Annotated in this window: 1 protein-coding gene and 1 rRNA gene; one reads left to right on the top strand and one right to left on the bottom strand. The window is 62.8% G+C overall.

The features are described 5' to 3' along the window. Nucleotides 1-794, bottom strand: a 16S ribosomal RNA gene (locus tag ACREC7_RS15900); the annotation flags it as partial. A 799-nt stretch (nt 795-1,593) separates the two neighbouring features. Here ACREC7_RS15900 and ACREC7_RS15895 point away from each other — a divergent pair. Then, nucleotides 1,594-3,663, top strand: coding sequence for a peptidoglycan DD-metalloendopeptidase family protein (locus ACREC7_RS15895; protein ID WP_431556665.1), 2,070 nt, complete (start codon nt 1,594-1,596; stop codon nt 3,661-3,663). Nucleotides 3,664-4,241: the final 578 nt, after the last annotated feature.

The raw sequence follows: 4,241 nt of genomic DNA, 5'->3' as shown, positions 1-4,241 counted from the left end.
GCTCCCCGACGGCTAGCACCCATAGTTTACGGCGTGGACTACCAGGGTATCTAATCCTGTTTGCTCCCCACGCTTTCGCACCTCAGCGTCAGTACCGGACCAGTGAGCCGCCTTCGCCACTGGTGTTCTTCCTAATATCTACGAATTTCACCTCTACACTAGGAATTCCACTCACCTCTTCCGGACTCGAGATTTGCAGTATCAAAGGCAGTTCCGAGGTTGAGCCCCGGGATTTCACCCCTGACTTACAAATCCGCCTACGTGCGCTTTACGCCCAGTAATTCCGAACAACGCTAGTCCCCTCCGTATTACCGCGGCTGCTGGCACGGAGTTAGCCGGGACTTCTTCTGCGGGTACCGTCATTATCTTCCCCGCTGAAAGGGGTTTACAACCCTAAGGCCTTCTTCACCCACGCGGCATGGCTGGATCAGGCTTTCGCCCATTGTCCAATATTCCCCACTGCTGCCTCCCGTAGGAGTCTGGGCCGTGTCTCAGTCCCAGTGTGGCTGATCATCCTCTCAGACCAGCTACGGATCGTCGCCTTGGTAGGCCTTTACCCCACCAACTAGCTAATCCGACGCGGGCCGATCTTTCGGCGATGAATCTTTCCCCCGAAGGGCGTATCCGGTATTAGCCCAAGTTTCCCTGGGTTATTCCGAACCGAAAGGCACGTTCCCACGCGTTACTCACCCGTCTGCCACTGTCCACCACCCGAAGGTGGCTTCTCGTTCGACTTGCATGTGTTAGGCCTGCCGCCAGCGTTCGTTCTGAGCCAGGATCAAACTCTTAAGTTGAGAATTCGATTCTGACATGTCCTTGGAGGAATCACTCCAAGGGGTCGCTGCGTTTTGACGAGTTCCCAACAAGCATGAAAGCGACGCAATCCTTTCGGATCGCGCGCAACACGCCTATTGGCTTATGAAAACGCAAGACCGTCAGAGTCTCGTTGCTCGCCCCTGTTACAGGACGAACACGCAAGGACTCCGCCGCCTGCGTTTCCCTTTCTTCATATCACAATGTCAAAGAGCCGGTGGGCGTGCAGCAGAGCCACACTCCCGAACCCCCGATGGAAGCAAATCCCCCATCTTGAGTCAACGACAGTCGAAGCGTCCCGAGAAGACCCGAGCAAACTCCGCCTCTGTCCGAAAGGATCGCGCGGTCGCGTTTAGTCTCGCAGGTGATGCGAGCAACCCCGCGCGAAAGGTGTATCTAAGGTTCGGAATCCGCCTTGTCAAGGGGTGCCCGCGGAAACCTGTCAAGTCGTTTTTCTTGGGCTTTGTGATAACTAGGCCACATTCCTGCCCGATTGCGCCGACACTCTTGGTTCGTTAACGGCGAGGTAACCATACCGGGCACAGTATGGTTAAGAAACGCCGAAGGGGATTGAGGGACCTAATCACACCGCCGATCTGCTCGACGCGCCCATTCGTGGCCGAAGGCAGAGATAGAGCGGGCGGGTCGAAAAACAATCCCTGACGGCAAAATTCCTCGCTGAGGGACAGCAAATACCGGCTTCGGTGTTGTCCGCCTGAATGGGGAAAGCACGCCATAGGTGCGTGCGGGCGGCTGCCGGCGGACGGGGGGAAAGTCGAATTGTTTCTACGTCGCGGTCGAACTGCGCGTCGAAAACCTGGTCAAGCCCTCGTTCCGGTCGAGGGCGGCCGGCTCCCCACCATCTATCTGGCCGAGACTGCCAAGCCGAAGCGTGAACTGCCACCGGTTTATCTCTGCGAAGCGGGCCAAGACGGGGCGAGCCATCGGTTGAAATGGCTCGCCTCCACCTGCCTGGCCGGCATGGTTGGCGTCTGCCTGATCGGGTTCGCCGTCTATGCCTCGATGAGCATGTCGGACGGCAAGGGCATGGTGAGTTCGATCAAGCAGGCAAGCCTCGCCGCGCTGAAGCCGATGCGGAGCGCGACGCTCGCCCGCGACGGCCAGAGCGCAACGGTCGAGAAAGCCGATCGCATCCAGCTCACCGCCTCGGGCTTCATGTCACGCGACGTGATCCATGAGACGGTGGTCGAACACCAAGGCGCGCGCGAATACATCACCATCAAGCCTTACCTTCGCATCGTAGCCGGACTTGCCACCGCCCCTGCCGACGACGCCGACACCCTTCCCCCCTTCAATCCCTTCAAGCTCTACACCGACTCGACGCCGGTCGGCAGCGACGGCGACAGCGCCGCAGCCGATGCGCCGCAGGCGGTGAGCATCCGCGTCGCCGATCTTGCCAACGGCGTGCTCCCCCAGGACGACGGGGTCGAGCTCAAGCCCGACGAGATCAACGCGCTCGTCTCGGAAGCCGCCGAGAACTTCGCCTATGCCGACATGCCGCAAGGCGGGGCCGAGGTGACCGGCTCGCTGCTCCAGCCGGCGGCCTATCGCACCGACAGCGGCTCCGGCCCCTCGCCGCTCGCCCCGAACCTCACCGTGATCCACAAGAGCGCGGCCGAGCAGGACGATGACAACGGCGTCGATCTCGACGCCGCCGAGGACGCCGAGACCAAGACGGTGAAGGTCGGCCGCGGCGACACGCTCGCCGGCATCGTCGTCAAGATTGGCGCCGAGCAAACCCAGGCCAAGGCCATTGTCGAGGCGCTTGCCCCCGCCTTCCCCGCCGGCAACCTGAAGCCCGGGCAAGAGGTCCGCTTCGCCCTCGTGCCGGCGCCGAGCGACACCGAAGACATGGAGCCCGTCCGCGTCAGCGTCTATGGCCCCGGCAACGTCCATCTCGGCACCGTCGCCCGCACCACCCGCGGCGACTTCGTAGTCACCAACGAGAAGGGTGCGGTGACCGCCGAAGGCCAAAAGCAGCAGCAGCGCGCCACGCTCTATCAGAGCTTCTATCACGCAGCCCTTGCCCAGCACATTCCGGCCGACACCATCCTCAAGCTGCTCCGCGTCCACTCCTACGACGTCGACTTCAAGCAGAAGGTGAAACCCGGCGACAGCTTCGACGTGTTCTTCGACGTGCCGACCGACGCCGACGATCATGATTCCGGCAATCACGACACCGACAATCGCGACGGCATCGGCGAGCTGCTCTACACCTCGATGACCGTCGACGGCCACACCCGCAATTTCTGGCGCTTCCGCACCCCTGACGGCGTCGTCGACTACTACGACGAGCAGGGCAACAGCGCGAAGAAGTTCCTCATGCGCAATCCGGTCAAGGGCAGCCGCTACACCTCGGGCTTCGGCCCGCGCGTGCATCCTCTGCTCGGCATCACCCGCATGCATACCGGCGTCGACTGGGCCGCCCCAGCAGGCACCCCGATCGTGGCCGGCGCCGACGGCACCATTGAGCGCGTCGGGCGCCAGGGCGGCTACGGCAATTACGTCCGCATCCGCCACACCAACGGCTTCGCCACCGCCTACGGCCACATGTCGCGCTACGCCGACGGGCTCGAGCCCGGCATGAGCGTGAAGCAGGGCCAGGTGATCGGCTATGTCGGCTCGACCGGCTTCTCCACCGGCCCGCACTGCCACTACGAGATCCTGGTCAACAACAAGTTCGTCAACCCGATGACCATCCAGGTGCCGCGCGGGCTGCAGCTCACCGGCCGCCAGCTCGCCTCCTTCCAGAAAGAGCGCAACCGCATCGACGAGCTGCGCGCGCTCGACCCGGTCACCGCCCGCGTCGCCCAGGCCGCGCAGCAGTAGCTCTCAGACCGACTCTCCCTCCTTTCTCCTCCCACTTTCTCTCTTGCTTCTTTTTTTGTCTCGCTCCGTGCGCGCCGACATTGCTGACTCCATACCTCCCCCTTGCGGGGAGGTCCGACGACGCCTGAAGGGCGGCGTCGGGGTGGGGGCCAGGCTTCACCCCACCCGGCGATCTCGGCTGAAGCCGATCTCGCCACCCTCCCCATCAAGGGGAGGGATGAAAGCGACATCGCCTCTTTCCTTTCCCCTCTCCCCACTGGGGAGAGGAGGCGTGCCAAAATTTCCTCGCCGGGCGAAGCCCGCGAAGGCATGACGCGAAGCGAGGGATGCGGCGATATGTTAAGCCCCTTCCCCACGCTTACCGCCTCTTCCGCGGGCAGCCTGTAGCCGCCGGCAGAGATGGACCTGGGCTTTCCAACCCAGGCGGGGGGCAGACGAGCCCCTGAGGTGGTCCGTTACACCGGCCGCGAAACGCGAGACCACTCTTTGTCAGATGAGGTCGCACGCCCGCTTCGCGGTTCTCCTCAGGCGCCGCATCCCTGCCCTCTCATGCCAGGACGGTCCTAGGTCACGCATCC

Source organism: Methyloceanibacter sp., assembly GCF_050728395.1.
Taxonomy (GTDB): Bacteria; Pseudomonadota; Alphaproteobacteria; order Rhizobiales; family Methyloligellaceae; genus Methyloceanibacter.
The sequence above is the reverse complement of the archived record's forward strand: the minus strand, read 5'-3'. Positions and strand labels throughout refer to the sequence as shown.